The sequence below is a fragment of the Nostoc sp. genome (genome assembly GCF_036916735.1).
Lineage (GTDB): Bacteria > Cyanobacteriota > Cyanobacteriia > Cyanobacteriales > Nostocaceae > Nostoc.
This window is the reverse complement of record NZ_JBALFV010000033.1, coordinates 13,905-34,670: the sequence shown is the minus strand read 5'-3', so window position 1 is coordinate 34,670 and position 20,766 is coordinate 13,905. Positions and strand designations below refer to the sequence as shown.

The 20,766-nt window shown below is 42.3% G+C and carries 14 protein-coding genes; 4 read left to right on the top strand and 10 right to left on the bottom strand.

All coding sequences use genetic code 11. The annotated features are described in order from the left end of the window. Positions 1–3: 3 nt before the first annotated feature. Complete coding sequence (locus tag V7L20_RS08190) at positions 4–885, bottom strand: 4-hydroxybenzoate solanesyltransferase (RefSeq protein WP_334743593.1); 882 nt, start codon at positions 883–885, stop codon at positions 4–6. 439 nt (positions 886–1,324) lie between these two features. On the opposite strand from V7L20_RS08190, the gene V7L20_RS08185 reads away from it, so the two are divergent. Then, on the top strand, positions 1,325–2,974 hold the full coding sequence (locus V7L20_RS08185; RefSeq protein WP_334743592.1) for a Ppx/GppA phosphatase family protein: 1,650 nt from the start codon (positions 1,325–1,327) through the stop codon (positions 2,972–2,974). Between the two features lie 352 nt (positions 2,975–3,326). Here V7L20_RS08185 and V7L20_RS08180 read toward each other — a convergent pair whose 3' ends face one another. The 8 genes from V7L20_RS08180 to V7L20_RS08145 all read right to left on the bottom strand — a co-directional run bounded on the left by V7L20_RS08180 (position 3,327) and on the right by V7L20_RS08145 (position 15,791). Then, on the bottom strand, positions 3,327–3,581 hold the full coding sequence (locus V7L20_RS08180) for a hypothetical protein (RefSeq protein ID WP_334743591.1): 255 nt from the start codon (positions 3,579–3,581) through the stop codon (positions 3,327–3,329). 171 nt (positions 3,582–3,752) lie between these two features. Beyond that, positions 3,753–5,324, bottom strand: a complete 1,572-nt coding sequence (locus tag V7L20_RS08175; protein ID WP_334743590.1) for an ammonium transporter — start codon at positions 5,322–5,324, stop codon at positions 3,753–3,755. 1,028 nt (positions 5,325–6,352) lie between these two features. After that, positions 6,353–6,730 (bottom strand): response regulator, encoded by a 378-nt coding sequence (locus tag V7L20_RS08170; RefSeq protein ID WP_334743589.1) that lies wholly within the window; start codon positions 6,728–6,730, stop codon positions 6,353–6,355. Between the two features lie 9 nt (positions 6,731–6,739). After that, entirely contained in the window at positions 6,740–8,233 is a 1,494-nt protein-coding gene (locus V7L20_RS08165) for a hybrid sensor histidine kinase/response regulator (protein WP_334743588.1), read from the bottom strand. Next, a complete protein-coding gene (locus V7L20_RS08160) occupies positions 8,223–9,380 on the bottom strand; it encodes an ATP-binding protein (RefSeq protein ID WP_334743587.1) in 1,158 nt (385 codons plus the stop codon). The genes V7L20_RS08165 and V7L20_RS08160 overlap by 11 nt, the downstream gene beginning before the upstream one ends. Further along, the gene (locus V7L20_RS08155; protein WP_334743586.1) at positions 9,352–12,951 is read right to left on the bottom strand and encodes a PAS domain S-box protein; all 3,600 of its coding nucleotides are present in this window, start codon (positions 12,949–12,951) and stop codon (positions 9,352–9,354) included. The genes V7L20_RS08160 and V7L20_RS08155 overlap by 29 nt, the downstream gene beginning before the upstream one ends. 75 nt (positions 12,952–13,026) lie before the next feature. Then, positions 13,027–13,389, bottom strand: coding sequence for a PAS domain S-box protein (locus V7L20_RS08150; RefSeq protein ID WP_334743585.1), 363 nt, complete (start codon positions 13,387–13,389; stop codon positions 13,027–13,029). Between the two features lie 71 nt (positions 13,390–13,460). Next, entirely contained in the window at positions 13,461–15,791 is a 2,331-nt protein-coding gene (locus V7L20_RS08145) for a response regulator (protein WP_334743584.1), read from the bottom strand. Between the two features lie 652 nt (positions 15,792–16,443). Here V7L20_RS08145 and V7L20_RS08140 point away from each other — a divergent pair. Continuing rightward, positions 16,444–16,752 (top strand): hypothetical protein, encoded by a 309-nt coding sequence (locus V7L20_RS08140; protein ID WP_334743583.1) that lies wholly within the window; start codon positions 16,444–16,446, stop codon positions 16,750–16,752. A gap of 356 nt (positions 16,753–17,108) precedes the next feature. On the opposite strand, the gene V7L20_RS08135 is transcribed toward V7L20_RS08140, so the two are convergent. Further along, a complete protein-coding gene (locus tag V7L20_RS08135) occupies positions 17,109–18,314 on the bottom strand; it encodes a DUF4336 domain-containing protein (RefSeq protein WP_334743655.1) in 1,206 nt (401 codons plus the stop codon). Positions 18,315–18,798: 484 nt separating this feature from the next. Between V7L20_RS08135 and V7L20_RS08130 the strand changes: the two genes are divergently transcribed. Together V7L20_RS08130 and V7L20_RS08125 are read left to right on the top strand one after the other, a co-directional pair. Further along, positions 18,799–19,875 (top strand): AI-2E family transporter, encoded by a 1,077-nt coding sequence (locus V7L20_RS08130; RefSeq protein WP_334743582.1) that lies wholly within the window; start codon positions 18,799–18,801, stop codon positions 19,873–19,875. A 129-nt stretch (positions 19,876–20,004) separates the two neighbouring features. After that, positions 20,005–20,754 carry an SDR family NAD(P)-dependent oxidoreductase gene (locus tag V7L20_RS08125; RefSeq protein WP_334743581.1) on the top strand — a complete coding sequence of 250 codons (750 nt, stop codon included), beginning with the start codon at positions 20,005–20,007 and terminating at the stop codon, positions 20,752–20,754. Positions 20,755–20,766 lie beyond the last annotated feature (12 nt).

Below are 20,766 nucleotides of genomic sequence, written 5' to 3'. Positions count from 1 at the left end.
CATTTAAAAAGAGCCAGCAATCATCCCGGCAAGTAAAATAAAACCAATCGAGACGTTTTGCCGGAACATCTTACCATAAACACGATTAGGTAAGTCTCGCTGTGTTAATCGCATAGACTGCCAAACCCATCCGATACTAGCAATTGTAAGGCTAATCCAAAAGGCTAAGTGCAGATGTATGAGTACACCTAACCAAGCCAATAACAAGATTGTGCCAGCAAAGAAAATTCCAATAGCTATAGGGGCATAATTCCCAAAAAATAGGGCGCTAGAATTAACACCAATGCGGCGATCGTCTTCTTTGTCGCTCATAGCATAAACTGTATCAAATCCCAATGTCCACAGTACAGTCGCGCCCCAAAGTAACCAAGTTGGTTGGGAGATGTTTTGTGTGACTGCACTCCAGCTAATCAACACGCCGAAACCCCAAGCGATAGAAAGTACCAGCTGTGGTATAGGAAACACCCGCTTTGCACCTGGATAAAGCACAATTACAGGTACTGCTGCCACGCATAACCAGAAACTCAGAGGGTTCAGATAAAATGCCAAGATAGCTGCACATGCTAGGGAGACGATCGCAACTACAATCCCAACTTTCACAGACAAGGCGCGAGATGCCAGAGGGCGATCGCGTGTTCTCTCTACTTCTGGATCAATATCTCGATCCCACAAATCATTGACTACACATCCGGTGGCACTCGTAGCCAGAGTACCTAATATAATCACACCAACCAGAGGTAAAGGCGGTTTCCCAGAAGCTGCCAAAAATACAGCCCAAAGGGCAGGGATCATCAAAATTAACCGTCCTTCTGGTTTGTGCCAGCGTAAAAGCCGGATAATTACAAGCCAAACTGGCTGCTGGGGGCGTTCTGGCGTCCTTAACATAAGAGTGGGGAGTGGGGAGTGGGCCTGCCGTGAGCGTAGTCGAATGGGAGTAGGGAGTGGGCATTAGGGAGTGGGTATTGGGGAGTGGGTATTGGGCATTAGTTATTTTTCACCTTGCTCCTATGTCCCATTCCCCATGCCTTATTATTTAATTCACACTTCTTTACATCTATAGAATAACGTTATTTGTTATTTGTAAAAGCATAACCTCAAGTGGCAACTTTAAATATCTTTAAATAGTCACTAGGTTAGGAGCAGTAGGGTAAATATACTTAGCTCTGTTATTCTTGACCAAAGATGAAGAGTGCTGAGTAATTTTTAATTTACTCAGTACTAAGTATTCAGCACTCAAGCTGAGAATTGTGTTGCAAAAAATATCAGTGTCAGCTACCCCCAATACCACCATTTGCCATCATTTCTTATAAAGAGAGAAAACTAGATGCTGAATTTAGTTTCTAGCTGGGAGAGTGTTCCAACTCAACCACCTAAGCAACATCGGATTATTGCTGCCATTGACCTGGGAACAAATTCTTTACACATGGTAGTAGTCAAGATTGATCCCACATTACCAACTTTCAGCATTATCGCTAGAGAAAAAGAAACTGTAAGACTAGGCGATCGCAATCTTAAGACTGGGGAACTTAAACCAGAAATAATTGAAAAGGCGATCGCTGCTTTAGGGCGCTTCCAAGAAGTTGCCAAAACTATCAATGCTGAAACAATCATTGCTGTGGCAACTAGCGCTGTGCGAGAAGCCCCCAATGGTAAAGATTTTTTGCAGAGAGTAAAAACGGAGTTGGGTTTAAGCGTTGACTTGATTTCTGGTCAAGAAGAAGCGCGACGAATCTACCTTGGCGTGCTGTCAGGGATGGAATTTAACAACCAGCCCCATACGATTATTGATATTGGCGGTGGTTCTACAGAGTTAATTTTGGGCGATAGTCACGAACCGCGCACTCTCACCAGTACCAAAGTTGGGGCAGTGCGACTCACTAGCGAGTTAATCACCACCGACCCGATCAGCAACACTGAGTATCAATATTTGCAAGCTTATGCACGCGGGATGTTAGAACGTTCCGTGGATGAGGTACTAGCAAACCTAGAGTTTGGGGAATCTCCCCGTTTGGTGGGTACTTCGGGCACAATTGAAACTCTAGCGATAATTCATGCACGAGAAAAGTCGGGTGTTATTCCTTCCACTCTCAATGGCTACCAGTTCAGTCTTAAAGACTTGCAAGAGTTGGTAAATCGTTTGCGGAAACTGAGTAACTCAGAAACGGCTGCGATTCCCGGTATGCCAGAGAAGCGTGCTGAAGTTATACTCGCTGGTGCAGTAATATTACAGGAAGCAATGACCCTTTTGGGTAGTAAATCGGTTACAGTTTGTGAGCGTTCACTGCGGGAAGGTGTAATCGTAGACTGGATGTTAACTCACGGTTTAATTGAAGATAAGCTGCGTTACCAAAGTTCAGTTCGGGAACGAAATGTTTTAAAACTCGCAAATAAATACCACGTCAATTTAGAATATAGCGATCGCGTGGCAAAATTTGCCAAGAGCTTATTTGACCAAACTCAAGGTACTTTACATCACTGGGGATCTGATGAGCGACAACTGTTGTGGGCAGCTGCAATATTACACAATTGCGGCCATTATGTTAGCCATTCGTCTCACCACAAGCACTCTTACTATCTAATTCGCAATGGTGAATTACTCGGTTATACAGAAACCGAGATTGAAATCATTGCTAATTTAGCACGTTATCATCGGAAATCGCCGCCGAAGAAAAAACATGAAAATTCCCAGATGTTGCTGAATAAATACCAGCGACAGATGGTCAGTCAATTGAGTGCAATTCTGAGATTAGCAGTGGCATTAGATAGACGACAAATTGGTGCGATCGCTCAAGTGCAATGTGAGTATTATAAACAATTTCAGCAGGTAAATCTACTGATTTTTCCATCTCAACCTAATGATGATTGTGCTTTAGAACTTTGGAGCTTAGATTATAAAAAAGGAGTATTTGAGGAAGAATTTGGAGTGAAATTAGTAGCAACTTTAGAAAACTCTAACATTTCTAAATTGTCTTAGAAAGGAGGGTGCGTTAACGCAATTTAACGCATCTATGAAATGTATAAACGCACATATATACGTTACTATAAATCATATCTAACTTTATCTATTTGCTTTTAAAGCTCCTATATATTTAAGTTAAAGTTTTCATCATACTAAAGAAGGAATTGTTAAACTACCTAAAGAAGTAGTTTAAAAACAAAAATTAGACTTATAATTGAGGTATAGTTAATAGTCTTATTTACTATAGGTTATGTTGCTATTGGATATCTAAGCCGGGAAAACTTAGATATCCTTATGTTAAATTTAAAATCTTAAATTTTAATTAAACAGGTTAAATTGCTCAGTTTTATGCATTTGATAAAAATACTCAGACTTTAGCAGCGTTTTCTAGAGAAAGCATCGCAAAAGTTTTCGGTCTACTGACTGTGTTTGTATTTTTGTCGTTGCAACCAGAAAAGGAAAGAGCCAAAGTTGAACCAATGAGTTGAGCAACTCGAAGGGCAGACATGATAGCTCCTTCATGCAAACCATCTCCTAGATAAGCTGCCACATAGTAAGTATTATTCTCTCCATTGGTAGCAACCGCTTCACCTTGGTATCTAAAAGATTTAATGGTACGCAATGGAGTGTGATGTTCTTGACAGATTCAGTAATCATAAGTGATTAACCGGACTTGATATCAACTACTAAATCCCGGCTTTTTCTCCACAAAAAAGCCCCACCGACTGATGGGGATAAAGACTGATGGATTTTTAACACTTTTCTCTGTTTAGGGTGCGCTTGGCAAAACTCTCTATGTGTTTATTTCTTCTAATGGAGAGTTGTCAGGGTTCGCTGATGTACTGATGATATATTCAGGGTAGGCTGGTATGCCATGCTCGTGTAAATCCAAACCCTCCAATTCGCCTTCTTTCGACACACGCAGTGTCCCGGTCAAATTTACCAAATACATCAACCCCATTGCCACAGCGAATGTAGACACAGTAATAATTAGGTTGCCGATAACTTGTGCGCTCAACACCTGTATCCCCCCACCATAAAACAGACCTCTTAATGGCGCAGACACATCAGGTGAGATGGGGCCACTCGCACCGAATTCACCAGTGGCAAACAAGCCCAGCGACCATGTTCCCCAGATGCCGCAAAAACCATGTACAGGAACTGCACCGATGGGGTCGTCAATCCGAAGCCATTCCAACAGGTCTATGCCTAGAACTACAACTACGCCAGCTACCGCCCCAATAATGATAGAACCTGTTGGATTCACCCAATAGCAAGGGCAAGTAATCGCAACCAAACCCGCCAAGAACCCGTTGACTGTGAAGCTCAAATCCCACTTTTTTGTTTTTGGATAAGCAAAAAACAGTGCCGACAGACCGGCTGCACACGCTGCCAAGGTAGTATTGGCAGCAACCCGTCCAGTCCCTACAAAGTCCATCGCCGAGAGTGTCGAGCCGGGGTTGAAACCGTACCAACCAAACCACAGAATCAGACCACCGGAAGCAGCAATTACAAGGTCATGGGGCAACATTGGCCCACCACCATCGCGTTTGAACCGACGACCCAAACGCGGCCCAAGGGCGATCGCACCCGCTAGGGCAATGAATCCCCCAATGGTGTGAACAACTGTAGAGCCTGCAAAGTCATGGAAGCCAGTTCCCAAGAAGGGCAGCAAACCATCTTTGCTGCCCATCGTTACCAGAAAACCATCAGGTCCCCAAGCCCAATGTCCGATAATTGGGTAGATGAATCCAGAAACGCCAAAGCTGTAGAGAAGATCACCAATAAACCCTGTCCGTCCAATCATCGCACCAGAGGTGATCGTCGAGCAGGTGTCTGCAAAGGCAAACTGAAACAGCCAAAATGCCAGGAACGCCACACCTGAACTTTCATAAGTCGTGGGCGCACCTTGCAAGAAAAACCAATTCAGTCCAATCAAGCCGTTACCATGACTGAACATGAAGGCAAAGCCCCAGGCATAGAACAATAAACCGCAAAGACAGGTGTCAACGATACATTCCATCAAGACATTGACGGTTTCACGAGAGCGACAGAAACCTGCTTCTAGCATCGTAAAACCTACCTGCATTGCAAATACTAGGAAGGCAGCTAGCAGCGTCCAGAGGGTATTAATCGGGTTAACAATGTCATTGCCTTTGAGTACTGGATCGGCTGCCAAAGCTGGTGTTTCTATTAAATTGGGGATGAAGGCAAATACTATGAACAGCATCATCATAGCCATTGCCTTGCCCAGCAGTAGTAAGTAACCGTAGCGCCTCCACTCCGGATCGCGTAAACGCTGTCCCAATCGTGTTAATTTGTCAACTTGCTGACTTTGCCCAACAGTAAGAGGCTTTTTCTTCATTGTGGGGAATTGCTGATGCTTAAAGAGGAAAAAGCCTTTCTTGACTGGGGTAGATCCTGCCTTGATGAAAAAGACAATAAAGCTTGTTATTAAATAGCCAAATAGGGTGAGACAATTTCGGCTCTTTTTTCCCAAAAAACTACAAGCCTTAAATAAGATAGTTTTTAGTCTGCTTTTCTTGTTACCCACTAAGTAAAACCTCCATCAAGGTAAATATTTTTAAACAACCCCAATCTTAATTGCCAATTAAGTTGTTGAGGAATAATCTGAAGATATTTATGTCAAATCAACTTCAGCATGATTATCTCAAAATCCACAGCCTATCACGTTAGGATAGTTGCGGCGGCATCAACAACAAAGAAGAAGTTTTCCTGTAAGTCTTTAACCAAATTTTTCTAATATCAAAAACCTTGATATTGTGAGAAATCGGAATGTTCCTTTACAGGAATCAACTAAGAAATTTGACTAATTGTTTATTTATGACTGATAAAAAACTGTATTAAATAATACAGTTTATTGTGAGATGCCGCATAAAGTTACTCCTGCCACATCAGATATAACGACTGTATTCTTTCCAGTATCAGTATTTCCCGATATTAAAATAGAAACATTCTGAATGTTATTAATTTTATATACAACAAGTTAATTAATTGTTACTTTTTGTATTTACAGCCTCATGAATTTCGTCACACTTTCGTCATAATTTTGTCATATCTTCGTCAATCTGACCCAACTCAAAACGGTTGAATCTCAGTCAGATTTGAATGCTTATAAAAATCAATTAGGCGAGTATTTACTTACCTAAATAGATAAAAGGGTATCTTCACGCTTGAGATACCCGGGTGCTTAAGAAAAATAATGTAAACAAGTTATGAATTTACCACGCAATATCTGTATAGGACTTGACGCTGGTGTGTCAGGAGTGTGTATTGGCATGGCGATTTTTGCTATGTCAGACTTCAAACTCAACTGCTTGAAAAGCTTCTATATCATTTTTGGGCAAGGAGAGAGTATTTTGTTGATTATTTTTATTTAGAAGTCCCTAATACACCATTGATTTGGTCTGCAAGTTTTAAGGGGCGAAAAGGTTTGGCAAATACAGCCGCGACATCCAACTCAGTAAAGTTTCCTCGATCTGATTCTTGAACTTTTGCTGTTACTAAAATTACAGGAATATGTTGAGTTCTAGGGCAAGCTTTGAGTTGTTGCAGTGTAGCGCGACCATCCATATCCGGCATCATCATATCTAGCAAGATGACATCAGGTTGGTTGGTTTCTGCCATTATCAAGGCTTCCTGACCACAACTGGCAATCAACACGTTCCAACCTCCGGTCATTTCCAACCCCATTTGAGCGATCGCTCTGACATCTTCTTCATCGTCAACAATTAATACACATTTACTCATAATCATGCTCTATTTCTTTAAGAATGGTAGGATGATATGGAAGGTGCTACCTTCACCCAAAATGCTTTCAGCCCAAATCTTGCCTTGATGTTGCTCAACAATGTTGCGGCAAATGGCAAGTCCTAAACCTGTCCCCCCTTTTTTACGAGAATCGGATACATCAACCTGCTGAAAACGCTCAAAGATTGTCTGTAGTTTATTTGCAGGGATTCCCCGTCCTTGGTCTTGGATTTCAATCTGTAAGTGATCTGTATGCAACCGAACACGCAACCAAACAGTATCACCTACTTTTGAGAATTTGATCGCGTTAGCGATTAAGTTAGTCAAGGTTTGCAACATTCTGTCTGGATCTACAAATATTTCATGACTGGCTGGTTCGGTAACTAAGTTAATTTGCGCCCTTTCTGCCATCGCTTGCATCGCTTCTGCTGCTTGGACAATCAGATCGGCGACATTACAGTTCACCGGTTGCATGGCGATTTTGCCTGACTTCATCCTTTCCAAGTCGAGAATCTCGTTGACTAGGCGATTCAAACGTTCGATGTTGGTAATGGCAATATTCAGGACTTGCTGCCCTTTAACGTTCAATGTTCCTAATTGTCCTGTACCTAAAAGGTCTAGCGACCCAATGACAGAAGTTAGCGGGGTTCGTAATTCATGACTTACCAAAGAAATAAATTCGTTTTCCAGTCGCTTGCGTTCAGTAATGTCATTAACAATATTTAAAATGCATTCTGTACCATCCAGGTGAATCAGTTCGGCAGATAGCAAGACAATTCTCACTTCACCGGACTTGGTACGAAATTCCATCTCATGATTTTGTAATGCTCCAGTTTCGAGTAGTTTTTGAAGGTTGCTGGCATAATGTTCTTGAGTAATCCCAAGATTGAGGTCATCTACACAGTGATTGATGATTTCCTCCAGGCTATAGCCACTCATTTTCAGAAAACTGCTGTTTATATCAATAAAGCGTCCTTCTGAAACAGTGGTAATTGAGATTGGGCTAGGACTGGAACGAAAGGCTTTAGCAAACTTTTCTTCAGCAAGTTTGCGATCGCGGATTTCCTGTTGTAACCTGGTGTTTTGCTCTTGCAGTTGTTTTTGTAAATTGCGAATTGTCAAATGATTTTCTACACGCACCAAAACTTCTTCAACTTGAAAGGGTTTTGTGATATAATCTACGCCTCCAACTGAAAAAGCTTTGACTTTATCTAGCACATCATTCATGGCGCTGATAAAAATCACCGGAATGTCACGGGTGCGATCGCTCTGTTTTAAAGATTGACAAACCTCATAACCATTTATTTCTGGCATGTTGATGTCAAGCAAAATTAGGTCGGGTGGAGATGCTTGCGCTCCTCTCAAACCAGCTGCACCTTTAGTAACGCTTCTAACTTTGTAACCTTGTTCTGTCAACATGGCAGCTAAGAGATACAAGTTTTCAGGAGTATCATCAATCACTAAAATATTGGCTTTCGGCGTTACCCATTGGCTATGCATCATCACCTCTTTGAGTCAAATCGATAATTTCATCAAAACAAAAACGATTTACTAAATCGCTAAGTCTCTCAGATAAAGCAAAATTGGTTTCAGGGATTTGTTCAATTAACTGGAAAATGATCTCTGCATCTACTTGAATGGCTGCTTCGTGTAAGCTGGTTCGCCATTCCTGGGGCATAATAAATAAATCTTGCGTTTTTAGCTCCTCTAATTCAGACACAACCAATGGCGTTTGGTCAAAATTATCTTGTTCCTCTGCATAGACATAACAAACTCCCAAAAGTTCAGCCATTTTGTTCAAAATGACTTCCTCACGAAAAGGCTTGCGGATTAAGTCATCACAACCCGCAGCTAAAATACTTGATCGCTGTTCTTCAAAAGCGCTGGCTGTTAAGGCGATAATCACCGTCAGGGGAGAAATTTCCTCTAGTTCCCCTTTTTGAATCTCCCTTTCTATAGCACGAATCTGTCGAGTTGCCTCATATCCGTCCATTAAAGGCATTCGCATATCCATCCAAATCAGGTGGGGGTGCCATGCTTGCCAAGCTGCGATCGCTTCAATTCCGTTAGCGGCTGCACGGGTTTCAAAACCAATCGAGTTGAGTAACTGCGTCAATAAATCGCAATTTTCTTGGCGGTCATCTACCACTAAAATCCGATATACAGGTTGACCATTAGCCAAAGCGATCGCTTTGTTTTGAACTCTTGGTGGCGCAATTTCAAATGACTCTGCTAGTTCAATTTTGATATCGAAATCGAAAGTTGACCCGCAACCCACTTGACTATGAAGGCGAATATCACCCCCCATTAACTGCACAAATTGACGGCTGATGGTAAGTCCAAGCCCCGTACCTTCTCTAATTTTTGTACCACTTGCAGTTTGAACAAAGGGCTGAAAAAGATTGTCTAATTCTTCGGCTGCAATTCCCGCTCCTGTATCTTCGATTTCAAAATTAATAGTCATTTGTCCTTGGTCATTATTTTGACCATTGAAAAATGACACTCGCAATGTCACCCCCCCGGTATTGGTAAACTTGATGGCATTTCCCAAAATGTTGATTAGCACTTGCCGGAGTTTGCCTTCATCTGTAAGGATGTACTGGGGTAAATTGGGGGCAAGTTCAAATGAAAGTGATAGTTTTTTTTGCACTTGCTCGTACCTGAAACATCTCCTGGAGACTTTGTAATACTTGATACAGGTCAAAGGATGCAGGATTTAAAATAATGCGTCCAGCTTCGATTTTGGACATTTCCAGCACATCGTTAATTAGGTTGAGCAGATGTTCTCCACTGCGGTTGATGGTTGCTAGAGAATCTCGCTGACGTTTGGTGAGGCTGTTGTCTCGCTCCATTAACTGAGCAAAACCTAAGATGGCGTTTAGTGGTGTTCGCAATTCGTGACTCATGTTTGCCAAAAAGGCGCTTTTCGCCCGATTGGCAGTTTCTGCGGCTTCTTTGGCCACCCGCAATGCTGCTTCTGCTTTGTGACGCGATCGCCCAATGGCAATTAGCTCACCCACTCGTTGCAGTAAGTTGATATCCTCTTGCTTCCAATTTATCGAGAAGTTCACAACATCAGTGCCCAGAAATCCTACTACTTTGCCAACGTGGATTGTCGGTACAACAACAACCGATTGAATAGATTGGTTCTGAAATAATGCTTTTTCTGCTGCTGCTTCTAAGGGTAGCTTGGCAACATCGGAGATTTGTATGGATTGGCCGCCAAGGATTTGATTGTAGAACCAGGGAAATGACTCAATAGTTGAACTCGTGGCACCACCAAATAAGGGTTCGATGCCAGCAGCACGCCATTCATGGACAATATCAAACTGCAAGTTTTGTTCTGAGTATTCAAAGATACAACTTCGTTCGGTTCCCAGAAATTCAGCGATCGCTTGCAGGGTGAAATTGATCGCGGTGTCTGCATCTTGGTCGATAAATTGGCGGGAAATCCTGTTAAGTAAGCTGTCTACCTGGGCACGACGCTGAAGGGTTGCTTCGGATTGTTTGCGTTCAGTCAGGTCTTGAACCACGCCTTGAATTAGCTTGCGATAGCCCAATTCAAACACAGTTAAACAGACCTCGGCCGGAAAGTCTGTGTTATCTGCACGACGGTGAACCCACTCAAAACGATTTCTGCCTTGCTGGTAAGCCAGAGCAACCTGTTGTTTAGCAAGGCTAGATGAAGTTTGACCATTTGGTTGCAGTAATGGCGAAAATTCGCTAGGATGCTTGCTTAAAAAATCTTGCCGAGAATAGCCAAATAGTTCTTCTGCTGCCCGATTGCAATCGACGGGAATTCCCTCCTCCTGTAACATAACAGCAATACTAGTTGATTCGTAAAGAGCGCGAAATCTCGCTTCTGATTGTCGCAAAGATTCTTCTGCAAGTTTGCGTTCGCGCAGCGCAGCTTGCTGTTCGCTAATATCGGTAATGACGGCGTCTATACAGCCATCCTCAGCATTCCGTCTCAGCGATAGTAGTCCCCAACCAAGAGATTTATCCCGACGACATAGTTGCACTTCAAAGTTACGTACCTCGCCCTGCTGTGCCATTTCTGCCAACATTTGTTGGCGATCATTTGGATTGGCGTAAAACTCCGTCGTGAATTGCTTGCCAATTAAATCCGTCGCCGAATCATAACCCAAAATTTCAGCTTGGCGTTGGTTGGCTTCCAGAAACAGCCCATCTTCTAAGCGAATGCGAGCAATCCCCACTTGAAAGTTTTCAAAAATGTTGCGATATTTCTGTTCGCTGCGACGTAGAGCTTCTTCTGCCTGTTTGCGCTCCGTAATATCGCGGAAGTACCAAATTCTACCGTAGTAATCTTCTGTTAGCGATCGCACGGATGCAGAATAGCGATCGAGAATTCGTCCATCCCTCATCAAAATTTCATCACGACTGACTTCTTCTGGATGGGCGTACAAATACTCCACCTTTGTGAGAAACTCCTGTGGTTCTTCCAGTTTATTAAGTACAGATTCTAATAAGCGCCGATGGCTAGCGCTGTGGATCAGTGTTTCTGGAATTTGCCATAACTGGCAAAAACGTTGATTGTAAGATACTATTTGACCATTTTCATCAACGACTAAAATTCCATCAATTGAAACTTCTTGTTGGGCTTTAAGTATGGCATTACTGCGGTGTAAATCTGCCTCTACTTGCTTGCGATCGTTAATGTCAGCAACCACCGCTTCCAGACAATTATCTTCCAAATTCAACCGTAAGGAAAACAAGCCCCAGCGCTCCTTACCGTTGCATTGACGAAACTGTAGCTCAAAGTTGTTGAGTGAACCTTTTTGACGCAATTCAGTTACTATGTGCTGGCGATCGCTTGGGTTGGCATAAAAATCTGTGGTAAATTTTGTGCCATTAATTAAGTCTTCTACACAACTGTAGCCTAATAGCTCGGCAAGGCGTTGATTGGCATCTAAAATTAGTCCATCCTCAATTCGGCTGCGAAGGATGCCAAATTGAGAATTCTCGAACAGATTGCGAAACTTTTGCTCACTCTTGAGCAAAGCTTTTTCTGCCTGTTTGCGCTCTGTAATCACACGCGCAACGCTGATCAGTAATAAGTTTCCATTGATATCATTGGTTGGAGCTAAATTTGTAGCTTGCCACTGCCAACTACCATCCTTGAGTCTAGCTCTATATTCAACTTCCAAGCTCTCCCCTGTTGTTACTACCCTGCTGACTGCATCTAGACAACTTGGTAGATCGTCAGGATGAAGAAAATCCGCAAATGGTATACCTTCTAACTCAGTGGTTTCATACCCTGTAAGTTTGACTAAATTGGGAGAGATATAGCAGATTCGTCCTTCTAAGTCAATCAGAGAAATAATATCATTAGAATTCTCCACAATGCGGCGAAACTTAACCTCACTTTCGCTCAAGGCTTTCTCTACTTGCTGGCGTGCGGTAATATCTCGAAAGCTCCAAACACGTCCAATAATTTTACCACCTTGAGATTGAGGTTGAGAATAACGCTCAAAAACACGTCCATCTTTCATCTCTACCAAATCACAAGCTTCCTGTTCTGGGCACTCATAAAACAGTTCCTTGACTCTGGCGATAAATGCTTCAGGATCTCGCGTTTGTTCAGACATGAACTTGAATCCTTCATTGCTTTGAAAAGGTTGCAATAACGATTCTGGTATTGACCACATTTGGAGAAACTTTTGATTAAAGACTGTTACATTAAAGTCTTGATTTACAACTATAATTCCATCAGCAGTAGATTCCAGTGTCGCTTGCAAAAGAGATAAAGTTTCTGCTTGTTCTTGTTGTGCTAAGGAGCGTTCTGCTTCCCAAAACTTTTCTTGAGTGATATCTCTAATTACTAATACAGATGACCTGTCACCTCCTGAAAGTTCAACACAGTTTGCTGATATTTCTAAAATTAAGGAGCGATGTCTACCGTCATGACATTCATATTCTTCTGTGATTTCATCTTCTCCCCCTAGAACCCTCATGTTTGGATAGAATTCTGGTGCAACTGCTTCACCAGCTAGGCTCAGGAATAATAAGTCACTCAGGTTGGCATTAAGAACTAGAATATGTGGTTGGTTAACAAGTTTGTCAAAAGCAGCATTACACCATTGTATCTTGCCATTACTACCAGTCCAGACAATAGCATCAGCGATCGCCCCCAGCGCCACCTCCATCTTGCCTAAGACTGCCCGTAATTGGTTGACCAAAGTAGTCAAATTTATGCTCATCGGCAGACTCCTGTTTTAGAAGCAAGACTAAAGGTCAATTTGTGGTTTCTTTTTCTACCCATCTCTCCATTTATTTTAAAGAGGACGCAGCATGGCCATAAACACCCATTCTCCGTGATGTTTTTCTGCCATAATTAAATGCTCGGCTTCAATTTCTAGACCATCTTTGGTAATTCCGACTAGACGCAATGGGTGATTGAGAATAGTAGAACTTTCTGTTGCCAGAAAGCGGGAAAAACCAAGATGGTGCGGAGCATGAAAACCCTCTGGAATAACTACCGTGATGATTTGACCATTAATTTCAGCCATACTCCAGCCAAAAATAGAGGTAAAGCAATCGTTGACATAGGTGATGAATCCTTGTTGATCTGTAATTACAACGGGTACGTTTGTTTCCAGCTTCATTTCACTGAGGGTTTTCATCACTGCTTGAGCCATAAAAAATTTGAATTGAACTATTGACTACACATAGGGAATTGATAATTCCTAAGTGGAAATATATTTTTACATTAATTGTTATCGAAATAGTTTAAATTGTCTAAAGTCGTACTGGCAATTTTAAACAGAGATTGTACAGTTAATGCATCAGTAGGATACTCCGCAATTCCAAAACGAAAGTTTACTTGAAAACGGCTGCTATCTGATGCGGTGAACACTTGTTGGCGTAAGGTAGTCAAAAATTCGCACAGATGCTCGCTTACCTCTTGTTTTGTCAATTCAGGTATTCCCACCACAAACTCCCCATTGGCCCAATATCCCAACACTTGGGTACCTCGAAAATTAGATTGGAACAGGCGACCCCACCGTTGTAAAACTTGATTGCCAATGGCATGACCGTATTGAATATTAATCTGCTGTAACTCAGTCACTGTGAACACTGCTAAACACCAAGGATGAAAAGTACTACTGTCTGCATCCTTGAGTCTTTGAATGAGAAGCTCTAAATTCTGGCTGGAGTAAGGTTGATTTGCTAATCCGGTTAGATGGTCTTTGCGAGAAAGGTTTTGCAACAAGCGAGTCCGTTCTAGACGATTGGTAATACGGGTTAACAATTCTGCTGCAACAACTGGCTTGCTTATATAGTCATCTGCACCGATCGCAAACACCTGTTGAATCGTTTGGCGATCGCAACGAGCTGTGAGAAATAAAATTGGCAGTCCTTGCCAGTCGCGATCAATACGTACTGCCTGACACAGTTCAATGCCGCTAACTTTAGGCATATCCACATCTAAAATCAGCAGATCGGGGACAACAGACGGCAGCACTTCCCAAAAACGTAGTGGATCATCTAATCCTGTCATCCGAATACCCCAAGGTTCCAACATGGGGCGCAATGCTGCCAGAAACACAGGATCATCATCTACTACTAGCACATTTGCTGAAAGTGAATGTCTATGCTGTAACAATTGCATTGCCAGATCCCAAACCTGAACAGCTGTCACAGGTTTTACCAAAAATCCTTGTCCGCCAGCACGCGCTACAGTTACCCGATCTAGCAACTTCTCCGCGGAGGTAAGTACCAATGCAGATATGGGCGGTGTCCGAGCCGCCAGTTCAAAGAGTAGCGCCAGATTCTCTTTGCGTTGTTCCACTGTGTCTGTTGCCAACACGACTAAATCCGGTGAGTGAGACTGGAGCCAAGTTTTAGCTAATTCCAACGTTGCCATCTGTTTCCAACTCAAATCAAGCGATCGCGCCAATTCTTGTAACTCTTGACCTAAATTTTGGTCAGGGTCAATCAATAGCAGTCGAGATGTTTCTATAGGTAAAGATGGTTCTTTTTCGCCTAGATTTAGCATCTGGCCCAATTTCTGCACTAAATCTAAAAATTGCTGTTCCTGGAGGGGTTGCAAGGCTCCATCTGCTCGCAAAATCTCTTCAATCTCACGCGCTAACAGAGTTCCCGCCTCTCGCTCAAACATTCCTAAAACACCTGCTAGCTTATGTGCTGCCTGCATGGCATTTTGGCGTAACAATGAAGTGAGCATTCCCGTCTGTAATGCGATCGCTGCTGTTTGCAAAGCCTCTAGCCGTTGAGCCATCAAACCTTGATACTGCTGCCACAGCTTACCCATCCCCTGCTGAAACTGCTGTTCAATAGATGAAGGTGGAAGAGTAGGAGAGAGAGGAAATAATTCTTCCTTGTTTCCTTGTTCCCCTATCTCCCCCACACCTTCCTTCAACCGATATCCTAAACCGTAGACATTCTCGATCCAGTCTACAGCCCCGGCGGTCTTCAGTTTTTGCCGTAGTCCTTTAATATGTGCTTTGACGCTTTCTTCTAAAGGGGGATCGTCAAAAGTCCAGAGATGCTCAACCAGTTGTCCGCGACTGAGAACCCGTGAAGGGTTCCGCAGAAATACTTCTAGCAGAGTGTATTCTTTGGGAGTTAATGCCAAAAGTTTCTTACCATAGCTGACTTCGCAACTACGAGGATCTAAACACAAATCGCCAACCTTTAAAACGGTTGTAGGGGAAACTTCGCGGCGTCGCAGTAAGGCCCGTACCCGCGCTTGAAGTTCTGCTAAATCCAGGGGTTTTATTAAATAGTCGTCTGCACCTGCATCTAATCCGCGAATGCGATCGCTACTGGCATCTCTAGCAGTAATCAGCAGAATTGGCATAGAGTAACCTTCAGCACGTAACCGTTGGCATAATTTAATACCATCGATTCTTGGCAGTCCCACATCCATCACAATCAAGTCATAACTGGTGCTTTGGGCATATTCCCATCCACTTTGACCGTTTTCAACCGTATCTACCACATAGTGCTGACTGGCGAGAGATTGTTGCAAAACACCCAGCAAAATTTCATCGTCTTCAATCAACAAAATTCGCATAGCAGAAGCCCTCCATTTAAGGTACATCTGACTTGTGCAAGGCTGGAATATACCGATTTAGCAATATGATTGCAGTTTTACGGCTTATTTCCAGGTATATTTGCCAAATTTAGATGCTCTCTTCAAAATCTTCTCATAATTTGTATTTTTTCCCTATTCAAGTTATCGGTGCAAAACTCCAAACTTTACACTGATTGATACACTCTGAATACATTTCACGCCCTTTGTCTCATGTTTTGAGCCGACTAGGCAACTTGAACATTTGCGATAGCTGAAAACTTAAGCTTTGCTTATCGCCTCCGGCAGGCGGGTACACCATCGCACTCTCAGATCACGCACAAAACGTCATTTGAGCATCTTATCGTTCTGAAGGTTTTCTAGATATTATTACGTTTATAATTAATCTTATTATTTACTCCATATTTGGAATTAACATTTTTGTTATAAGTTAATCGGCTTTTAATGCGTAATATAAATGCAGACGTTGCAGAGGGAGAGAAAAAAGCTTAACTGAACTGTATTGAGACTTAACCCCTAGCCCCTTCTCTACTAACGTTAGGGAGTAAGATTCAAAGTCTCTCTCCTAAAAGGAGCTACGGAGTACACACAAGTTGACTAGCATAGGTTTCAACTCTTTTAGTAGTTTCATCGAGTGCGTTATGGACACGCCGATATAACAAATGGGTTCGCCGAAGTAACAAATGGGTTCGCCGAAGTAACAAATGGGTTCGCCGATATAACAAATGGCTTCGCCGAAGTAACAAATGGGTTCGCCGAAGTAACAAATGGGTTCGCCGATATAACAAATGGGTTCGCTGATATAACAAATGGGTTCGCCGAAGTAACAAATGCGTTCGCCGAAGTAACAAATGCGTTCGCCGAAGTAACAAATGCGTTCGCTGATATAACAAATGGGTTCGCCGATATAACAAATGGGTTCGCCATGATTGCAAGAATTTAGCTTTGTCACGCCAGCGTAATGCACTGCAAATCTTTGGTAGATGAAGTTTTTCCGACTTGTGTGTATACCGTAGTCTAAAAGGAGAGAGGAATGGAACTAATACCATTTCTTTGTGAGGCTGCGCCAAACCCTTTTAACTTTTTTGTTTCTCTTTCTCCTCTTTCTTTGTGTCCTTTGCGTCCTTTGCGGTTCGTTTTTCTTCCTTGTACTTAAATATGATTTACCGCATCTTCATACAGAATTGGTATGACAGGTAAAAACTGTACTGCACCCAAGCGAGAACCGCTATATACTTTTGCTACAATTGCTGGACAAGAAATTAAACGTAAAGTTGCCAGAGATACGTATATTCTTGATTACACCTTCTCTTTCGCTGGTGTTGCGATACCGCGTTTAACTAGACCCGCTTCAAGTTCCTTAATGAACTTTAAGTCTTCCTCTAATAGAGGCTGGCTTTCGCTAGAAGAAAAGTCATTACTGATAGAGGCATTTTTCTCAAGAAAAGCAAATGCTTGCCGAAATTGACGCGGATTAGCCAAAATTAGTGAGTCAAAGTGACAGGGAATAATCTGCTGAAAATCCCAACTTGCAACTGTATCAGCCCAGTTGAGGACTTGTCTTGGTGCTTGGGGAAGAATGAGGATTTGCAGAATTGGGGCGACAAATGGTCGGCCTTGACCTCGTAGAGCATCGAATGCTTGCTTCCAGGTTTCTTGCCAGCGAAAAGGAAATAAACCAAAGTAAGTTTTTAGCGATCGCTGTGGTGCTTTGATCGCATCACAAAACATCTGTCTGATTGAAGTAATTTCCAGCGCACTGGGACGGAAGTAAAGTGCAAACAATGAAATGCGTTGCCATCCCTTGCGGCGGTTGTCTTCATTGTCCTCGATCGTCTCCAAGGCATTGTCCCTTGCATGAAACAGTAGGGGATAAGGATCTAATTGGACAATTTCTGGTGGGTCAACTGGAACAGAAACTATAGAATCAGTTACAAGCAGAGTGCGCGATCGCTTATGAAATACTGCAACTTCTGCAAAAGATCCTCGTCCTAAATTGATGTCCAAGATTGCATAGTCAAACTCATAAGCGAAAGGAGCAAGGCTTGAGTCTTCTGGGAGTTCTTGAGTTCGTTTTCGAGGAAAGCCTAGCCAACTAAGCGGCAGGTTAAAGGGGAAACTCCACTGATGCGGGGCAACAAAGACTTGTGCTTGAGGAAAGCGTCTCGAAAAGGGGCCAACAAAGATTTTATGCTCTAGGCCAGAACTGGTTGGTAATATGATGTATTTAACTTCACCGTGCTTCGCTACCAACTCATTAACCAAGCGGACACACTCAGTTGTTGGAGCAACGGGTGCATAGACCAGAAGACCTCCGGCAGCGAGTTTAACGATAGTCATGCGAATCGGCACGATGGTGTAGAGAATGCCGTGAAGCTGATCGAATGTCCAGATAGTGTCCTCAACTATTTCTTTGCGAAGTGTCCGCCGTCTGCCATAGGGATAGAGTGGGACAGCAGCCCAGAATGGCCATGACCAATCTTTTGGGTGAGTCAAAGGGTACATCCCTTGCTCAAGTAGCTCAACCCTCGACTTAGATCCTTGTGATTCCATCGTCGTTCCATTCACTATTGTACTTCTTTCTAATTTCTAATAGTACGTGATGCTGCGATTTGTAAGAATGTAGCCACCCACATCAGTTTTTGTTGTCCCATGCAATCCATCTATAGGCTAATATCTAAAACAAATAATCAACACTTTTGCTATGAATAACAGATTTTAAATTCCCTCTTTTTGTAGTCGTCATCTAAATTCAAATTAGGTGTACTTGTAGTAAAGCGAAGTCTAGACCTCTTTGAGGGTAAATAGAATAAAACTTTAGATAAGAGTAAAATATTTGAACAACTTAAAACTGATTTAACTATATGGGCACAAACACGAGAGAAAAATTAGACTGGTGGTAATTAGATTTACAGCTACTTTTCAAAAAAATCTGCGCCATCCCAGGCACTAAATTTGGAAAATTCAAACAGAAGAACAAGTAATAGTAATGGCGAATCCCAGAGATACAGAGAATGGATGGTCGCAGTTAGTTCGTGGTGCGCCATTGGCAGTAATGTTGGCTGCGGCGCTTTACATTTTATATCAACTTTTACCAGTCTTAGAACTTTTAGTTGTTGCAGCATTGATTGCTTTAATTTTGCGAACTCTATTACGATTTTTGCAAAAGTTAGTCAAATCACAGGATGTTGCTGTTTTGCTACTAATTGGATTAATTATCGGATTTGTTGTAATATTAGCTACTGTAGTTTTACCTAGTGTGACATTTGAATCTCAAAAATTAATCAAAACATTACCAACTTATCTCAATAGATTGACAGGAGATGTTGAGCAATTGCGTCAGAAATTCACTTTTATTCCTGACATTTCCCAAGCACTAATACAATTACGAAATTTGGCCGACCAGTTACTAGGGGGAGTACCAGTTTTCTTAGGTGAAGCTTTAAGTTTAACCGTTGAGTTAGTAGCGACGTTAATTTTAGCACTTTATATGGCTTACGATCCTAATTCATTAGTGAAAGGGATTTTAAGATTAGTACCAAGGCGACATCATCAACGGTTTCAACGAATCCTTAAGGCTTGTGAAACAAGATTGCGAGGCTGGATTTTTGGGACAGGAATAGCGATGATATTTTTGGGTGTTGGAGCAACATTTGGACTTTTGATTTTAGGGATTCCGTCACCCCTACCATTTGGGATTATTGCAGGTTTATTTGAAATAATTCCTTACTTTGGTTCGATTATTGGTGCTTTTTTACCAGCATTAATAGCATTGAGTATTTCACCAATAAAACTAGTATTTGTGGTGATACTTTTCTTTGTAATGAATCAAATAGATGCCCATGTTGTTCAGCCAGTGGTGATGGGTCAACAAGTTAATATCCATCCAGTTATGGTGATTGTGACATTTTTGGTAATGGGTAAACTATTTGGATTTATTGGTGTGCTGCTTGCAGTGCCTGCGGCAGCAGTGATAATTACATTTATTGATGAGTTTACGCCGGAAGAAAAGCTGATAGAGCCAGTAGGAATTGCAGATACAATAGATGTTAAATCGAAGGACTAAATAAGCAGCTATCCAGCAATTTTTTGAACCACTTTAAATGAATTTAGTTGCTCTGTATCCAAATTATTCTTTGGTCAATTTACTTTTACGTAAAAAACGAAAAAACAAACAACAACGGAGAAGCTAACAATGGCTGGTAAGTTAACTGATAAGGTAGCAATTATCACAGGGGCATCGTCTGGTATTGGCGAGGCGACAGCACTAGCGCTGGCATCAGTTGGTGCTACAGTAGTGATTGCTGCCCGTCGAAGCGATCGCATACTTGCTCTAGAAGATCGTATTACTAGCACTGGTGGAAAAGCCCTATCTATTACTGCTGATGTTTCAGATGAAGTGCAGATAGAAGCATTAGTAAACAAAACTCATGCAAAATTTGGCAGAGTTGATATTCTCATCAACAATGCAGGGGTGATGCTGTTAGGTGTGATTGACGGTGCAGATACAGAAGACTGGCGACGCATGATCAATCTCAACGTATTGGGATTGATGTATGCCACTCACAAAGTTTTACCATTGATGAAGGCACAAAATGCTGGGCACATCGTCAACATTTCATCAGTAGCAGGTCGAGTTGCAAACGCCGGAAGCGGTGTTTACAACGCCAGCAAATGGGCGGTTGGTGCGTTTAGTGAAGCACTTCGCAAAGAGGTCTATCAAAACAACATCCGTGTCACGATTATTGAACCAGGGTTAGTGGCAACAGAGCTAACACAGCACATTACAGATTCCACTGCAAAAGAGCAGGCGAATAACTTTTATGGTTCGGTCAAAAATCTGGAAAGTGAAGACATTGCCAATGCGATCGTCTATGCCGTCACACAGCCTCCACACGTTAACGTCAACGAAATCTTGATCCGCCCGACTGAACAAGAACGATAATCGACACTCTCT